The sequence below is a fragment of the Acinetobacter sp. LCT-H3 genome (assembly GCF_001866125.1).
Taxonomy (GTDB): Bacteria; Pseudomonadota; Gammaproteobacteria; order Pseudomonadales; family Moraxellaceae; genus Acinetobacter; species Acinetobacter schindleri.
In genome coordinates this window covers 1-625 of the sequence record NZ_MODX01000080.1, presented here as the reverse complement: position 1 = coordinate 625, position 625 = coordinate 1, and the positions used below count along the sequence as shown (strand labels likewise).

Below are 625 nucleotides of genomic sequence, written 5' to 3'. Positions count from 1 at the left end.
GCTTGGCAATGATTTCTTCCAAAGTCATACGACCCTGACCGATATGTTCATTGTCCTGGAACACCATAGGTACAGCCATGATTTTACGTTCTTCCACTTCTTCCTGGAAGAAAGCACCATCGATCATGGTTGCTGTTGTACCCGGGTTATAGATTGCAATCAGGTTGAATGCCTGAACCACATCCGGACAGTTATGACAGCTTAAAGAGACAAACACATCAAAGTCAGACTTGATTCCTAAACCTTTGATCGATTCAAGAACTTCATTCGATACTTTCGGTGCATAACCCGAAGTTTGCAGCAATGCCAGAATCAGCGATGTGAACTCATGACCCATTGGCAGGCCTGCGAAGAACACACGAGGCTGTTCACCGGCTTTAGCCACACCAAAACTTGGTGCACGTTTGTTGGTACCATCAAAACGGGCAGTCACTAAATCAGACAGTCCAGCGATTTCTTCTACAAGTTCTTTGATTTTTGCAGATTTATCTGAAGCATCTAAAGTGGCTACCAGTTCGATTGGTCCTTCAAGGCGTTCTAAAAGGGTTTTTAATTGGGCTGCTGTATTTTGATCTAACATTGCTAACGTCTCCAAAGGAGTAATAATTTATTCGATGAAAGAATA

The 625-nt window shown here is 42.9% G+C and carries 1 protein-coding gene; it reads right to left on the bottom strand.

All coding sequences use genetic code 11. The features are described 5' to 3' along the window. Nucleotides 1–580: thioredoxin family protein (locus BK820_RS14940; protein WP_171260625.1), on the bottom strand; the 580-nt coding region annotated here is incomplete at its 3' end. Between the last annotated feature and the right edge of the window lie 45 nt (nt 581–625).